This is a genomic window from Candidatus Deferrimicrobiaceae bacterium (assembly GCA_035256765.1).
Taxonomy (GTDB): Bacteria; Desulfobacterota; Deferrimicrobia; order Deferrimicrobiales; family Deferrimicrobiaceae; genus CSP1-8.
In genome coordinates, this window is record DATEXR010000225.1 from 1 (window position 1) to 5274 (window position 5274).

At 65.4% G+C, this 5274-nt stretch carries 6 protein-coding genes; 4 read left to right on the forward strand and 2 right to left on the reverse strand.

Annotation, left to right across the window (positions count from 1 at the left end):
• Positions 1–443: 443 nt before the first annotated feature.
• The gene (locus tag VJ307_07595; GenBank protein HJX74005.1) at positions 444–926 is read right to left on the reverse strand and encodes a DUF721 domain-containing protein; all 483 of its coding nucleotides are present in this window, start codon (positions 924–926) and stop codon (positions 444–446) included.
• Positions 923–1165 (reverse strand): hypothetical protein, encoded by a 243-nt coding sequence (locus VJ307_07600; GenBank protein HJX74006.1) that lies wholly within the window; start codon positions 1163–1165, stop codon positions 923–925. Before VJ307_07600 ends, VJ307_07595 begins: the two co-directional genes overlap by 4 nt.
• Positions 1166–1269: 104 nt before the next feature.
• Between VJ307_07600 and VJ307_07605 the strand changes: the two genes are divergently transcribed.
• The 4 genes from VJ307_07605 to VJ307_07620 all read left to right on the forward strand — a co-directional run.
• A complete protein-coding gene (locus VJ307_07605; GenBank protein HJX74007.1) occupies positions 1270–1536 on the forward strand; it encodes a DUF3343 domain-containing protein in 267 nt (88 codons plus the stop codon).
• A gap of 91 nt (positions 1537–1627) precedes the next feature.
• Complete coding sequence (locus VJ307_07610; GenBank protein ID HJX74008.1) at positions 1628–3427, forward strand: LysM peptidoglycan-binding domain-containing protein; 1800 nt, start codon at positions 1628–1630, stop codon at positions 3425–3427.
• 1 nt (position 3428) lies between these two features.
• The gene (locus VJ307_07615) at positions 3429–4589 is read left to right on the forward strand and encodes an aminotransferase class V-fold PLP-dependent enzyme (protein HJX74009.1); all 1161 of its coding nucleotides are present in this window, start codon (positions 3429–3431) and stop codon (positions 4587–4589) included.
• Between the two features lie 496 nt (positions 4590–5085).
• Positions 5086–5274, forward strand: a 189-nt coding sequence (locus VJ307_07620; protein HJX74010.1) for a S4 domain-containing protein, incomplete at its 3' end; no start/stop codon positions are given.

The following is a 5274-nucleotide window of genomic DNA, read 5'->3' on the forward strand; positions in this document are numbered from 1 at the left end:
CGTATCGAGACGTGCGGCAATGACATCGTTCGAGAGCCCCTGGGCCGCGTACAGGATGATCCTGGCGCGCAGGACGTCACGATACGGTGACGTATATTTACGTGCGAGTGCTTCCAGTCTTGTTTGCTCGTCTTCGGCCAACTCGATATCATATGGGCTTTTTCTTGGCATCTCCACCCCCTTTCATCGCTGAAAAGGATGGTAACATGCCAGCTATAATACGTCATCGTATTTGTGTACAGCAGCACTAAGGGGACCCCTCCGCGAGCCAGGGACCCCGGGATCCGGCACTCGCAGCCGGCCACCCGACCGTGGCACCCGCCGCAGGGGGAGGAGTTCTTAGACGTCCCTTTTCTTAGGATGCGGGAGAGGAGTGTCCCCGCCCAGCGTTGAGGAGGGTCCTCGCACACAAGAAGCCTCCGGCCGGCTTCGCTCCTTGCGGGCTACTCTTTTCTCCGGGACGATTTCCGGCAGATCGAGCGCAGGATCTCCCGGGTTTCCGGATCGCGAACCTCCTCGAGGCCGCTCGGCTCGAAGGGCGGGGAGACGTCGTGCCCCTCGTCCGCCTCCGGCGGCTTCCCGTCTGCGCGGGGGAAATTCGATCCCGCGGACGGGACGGCGGGCAGGCCATCCCCGGAGCCGACGGTGAACCGGATCTCCCGCACCTTTCCCTCGCCGACCACCGAGCGGATCTTCTCGAGCAACGCAGGTTGGGACAGTTGAAGTTCCTGGGCCCATGCGTGGTTCGGGACGAAGACCGTCAGCACCCCATTCCGGATCTTTCCGGGGGCCGTCTTCCCGACGAGCAGGGGTCCGACGATTTCCCCCCAGGACCGGAGAAGGCGAACCTGGGTCGCGGCGGCCGGAAGACCGAGGGCGTTGACGAGGATCGACTCCAGGACCGTCGACAAACGGAAAACGCTCACCGGGGGGCCCCTCCTTCTTTCCGGCGAACTCTCCCCCCCACGATCTGCCCCGCGATCGCGCAGAGGAGGAAGAAGGGAATGAGCCGGGAGGTGACGTGGTTGGCGATCCGAAGATAGGCGATCAGGGGAATCGAGAGGTGAATGTACACGAACCAGGCGAACGAATATTTCCGCCGCCCTTGGCGCAGGTATCCCAGGGGAATGTTGAGGGTCAGCGCGAGCACCCCGATGTACCCCATGAGCGTTAGGGTATGATTGTCCAGGTTAATGGTTTCCCGCCCGTCGGTTCCTCGGACAATTATAATGAAGAAATTCCGATCGGAGAACAGCGGGGAGAAAACCGATGGGACGGGGCGCACCCCCGGAGGTGATCCTCATCTTCCGGGGAACGCATCAGGTGATGTCGGCGGAGAAGAACCTCAAAAAGGCCGGGGTGCCGGTGAGGCTCATCCCCGTTCCCCGGCGGCTTACCTCGGATTGCGGCCTCGCGATCCGGATCTCCCCTCCCGATCGGGACCGCGCGCGGGAAATCCTCTCGCGGGCAAAGATTCTCCCCCGGTCGGTACATATCTTGCTCGATAAGGGGAGGTATGAGGAAGTTCCCTTCTGAAGAGGAACCGTGCCTGTCGCGGAGATTACGCTTGACGAAGAGGAATTGGCCAAATAAAATAACCCGTTATATTTGTCATCCCGGAGGGGAATTGTCGGCAAAACGTTCGATGCTCTTCCTGGCGTCTTTGCCCTTTTTCGTCATACTGGTCACGATGCCGTCACCGGCACGCGCGGTGGAGAAGGAAAATCTCCCCAGGCCGTGGCTGTCCTCCGTTCTCACCCCTCGGGCTGCTTTCGGGAAGGAGGCCTCGGCCGTTCCCGGTCCCTTGCCCGCACAAGGTCCGGCGGCCCCGGAAAAGGGGAAGGCGGGCGGTTCCTTGTCCCCCCAGGTTGCGACGGGTCAGGGGGCGCTCTCTCCGACGGAGGGAGAAGGGGAAAAGGAACCCGATCTCGTCATGTCGCCGAAGGATGTCGAGGGAGAGGTCGCCAGGAACGAGGAACCCGAAGCCGTCGAGGAACGGGACGGGGGGTTCTTCACCAACGCCACGGAAGAGCTCGATAAGGGGAACGAGGGCATGTACGCGGGCCTGACGGCCAGCATCGATAAGTTCATCCGGTATTTCCAGAGCAGGGGCCGGAGCAGGTTCGAACTGTGGCTTTCCCGTTCCGGGAAGTATTCGGAGTTGATGCGCGAAATCCTGGCGAAGTACGGGCTCCCGGGGGATCTCGTCTATCTCGCCCTGATCGAGAGCGGGTTTTCCCCCAAGGCATACTCGGTGGCCCGCGCGGCGGGCCCCTGGCAATTCATCGCCGGGACCGCGCGCCGGTACGGCCTCCGGGTGGACTGGTGGGCCGACGAGCGGCGGGATTACGAGAAATCGACCCACGCGGCGGCCTCCTACCTGCGGGATCTCCACGACAGGTTCGATTCTTGGCCCCTTGCCGCGGCGGCATACAACGCCGGCGAGGGGAAGATCCAGCGCGCGGTGGCGAGATACAAGTCCGACGATTATTCCGAACTCATCCGCCACCGGTACCTTGCCCAGGAGACGAAGGACTACGTCCCCAAGATGATCGCCGCCCTGAGCATCGCGAAGGAGCCGGACCGGTACGGATTCGGAGAGGTGCAATACGAGGATCCGCTGGTGTTCGACAAGGTGTCCGTCCCGGGAGGCACCGACCTGGAGGCGATGGGACGGATCCTCGGCGTGGACGTCGAATTGCTGAGGGAGCTGAACCCGGAGCTCAAGCGCTTCTGCACCCCCCCGAACCAGGAAGAGTACCAGATCCGCCTCCCGAAGGGATTCGGCCCGATCGCCGGGGAGCGGAAGGAAGAGATTCGGACGGACGCGAAGGTGACCTTCCTCCTGCACTCCGTCGGAAAGAAGGAGACGCTCGCGTCGCTTTCGAAACGGTACAACACCCCCGTCTCCGTCCTGAAGGAGATCAACGGGCTACGGCGCGATTCCCCCGGCCGTTCCTCCCGCATGATCATCCCCGTCACCGGCCTCTCCGAGGAGGATTTGGCCCCCGGCAGGGAGATATCGCCCGACCAGCTCAAGCTCGCGCACATGCGCGTCGAGGAGGGGTATCGGAGGGGGAAGAAGATTCGGGTGCGGAAGGGAGAGACGCTGTCGAACATCGCCCGGAAGACCGGCGTCCCGGTCCGGGAACTGATGCGCGCAAACGGCCTCCGCAATCCCGGCATGCTCCGGGCGGGCGCCATCCTCCGGATTCCACGGGCCGGGTCGGTTTCCGGGGGGAATGGCCGGACGGGCGCACCGGGCAACGCGAAGAGCCTCCGGCACGTCGTCCGTCCCGGGGATACCCTCTCGTCGATCGCCAGGAAGCACAGTGTCGACGTGGACCGGCTTGCCGAGCGGAACCAGATGAACCCCGGGGAGTCGCTGCGAAGCGGACGGGTTCTTCTCATCCCCACGGAGTCCTGATCTGCGGGTTCCTCGCTCCTTCGTCTATCTCGATAACGCAGCCACTTCCCTGCCCAAGCCCCAAGGGGTGGCGAAAGCCGTCACCAGGGCCCTCGGGCGCGCGGGGAATCCGGGCCGCTCGGGGCATGCCCTCTCCATCCGGTCGGCCCGGGATCTGTTCGTCGCACGCGAGAGGCTGGCCGAGCTTTTCGGGGTGAGGGACAGCTCCCGGTTCGTGTTCACGGGGAACGGCACCGAGGGCCTGAACCAGGCGATCAAGGGGGTCTTGCGGCCGGGCGACCACGTCGTGACGACTTCGGTCGAGCACAACTCGGTGATGCGGCCGCTCCGGCGGATGGAAGAGGCGGGCGCCACCGTGACGGTCGTCCTCGCGGCCCCGGACGGGATGGTGGACGCGAAGGCGGTCGCGGCCGCCCTCCGCCGGAAGACCCGGCTGGTCGCCGTCGTCCACGCGTCGAACGTGACCGGCGCGATCCAGCCCATAGAGGAGATCGTGCGTGCGGCGCGGAAGGCGGGGGCCTTCACGCTCGTGGACGCGGCGCAGACCGCCGGGTCGATCCCCCTCTCTCTCTCCGACCATCCCGTCGACCTGCTGGCGGCCCCCGGGCACAAGGGGCTCCTGGGCCCCCAGGGGACGGGATTTCTTTACGTCCGGGAGGGCGTCCCCGTCGTCCCGCTGATCGAGGGGGGGACCGGCAGCCGCTCCGAATCGGACCGCCAACCCGACTTTTTCCCCGACGCCCTCGAGTCCGGGACCGCGAACAGCGTGGGGATCGCCGGCCTTTCGGTTTCCCTCGCCTGGCTGCTGCGCAAGGGGATCGACAGGATCCGCCGGAAGGAGACGGATCTCCTGGAGGAACTGCTGGAGGGAATGGGCCGGATCGGCGATGTGACGGTGTACGGACCCCGCGACCCGTCCCGGCGGGCTTCGGTCGTCTCGTTCCTCGTCGAGGGAATGGATCCCGCCGAGACCGGGCATCGGCTGGAAAAGCGGTTCGGAATCCTGGTACGGTCGGGGCTTCACTGTTCCCCGAACTCCCACCGGACGCTCGGGACCTTCCCGGAAGGGACGGTGCGCGTAAGCCCCGGACCGTTCACCACCCGGAAAGAGATCTCCCGGTTTCTCGCCGCCCTGAGAGTGATCGCCGCTTCCCGCCGGTGAACGGCAGGCCTTCGCGGCCGGTGTCCCCCCCAGCGCCTCCGGCTCGCGGGCGGCTTCCTCTTCGCTGCGCTCGCGACCGCCACCTGCACCGGCCGCCGGATGCCCCGGGTTTCGGGGCCCTGACCGGCTCCGCTGCCTCGGAGGGTGTCTTCGCTTCGTCGCTCGACGTGCGATGAACCCGCACGTCTGCGCTTGACCTTCCTCCCCGAAAAGCTCCGCTCATACCCCCTCCTGCGGCTGCTCCGCTCGCGGATGCCCCGCTTCGGGGGCGGTCATCGGCCCCGAAGCGCCCCTTGGCACCGGGAGGCACGCACAGAGACCACCGGGGACATTCCAAAGGGGGACATTCCGGGGACATTCCTATATCGAGTTGTACGTTGAGGAGTGTCCCCGCCCAGCCCACACAGGGATAATATAGAAAGGTGTCCTCCATCCCGCGGCGACCGGAACGAACCTGTGGGGGAGGATGCCCGGGAGGAAAGGAAGAGCGGCCAGGATGCGGGAAGGAATCGCCCTGACGGTGGAGGAAAGCGAAAGCGGAACCCGGCTGGACCGCTTCCTGCGGGCTCGTCTTCCCGGCGTTCCGTCCCGCAGCGTCCGCTTTGCGATCGAGGCGGGCGAGGTGAGGGTGGATGGAGAAAAGGGGCGGAAAGGGAGTCCCCTTTTCGCGGGGGAGGAGGTGATC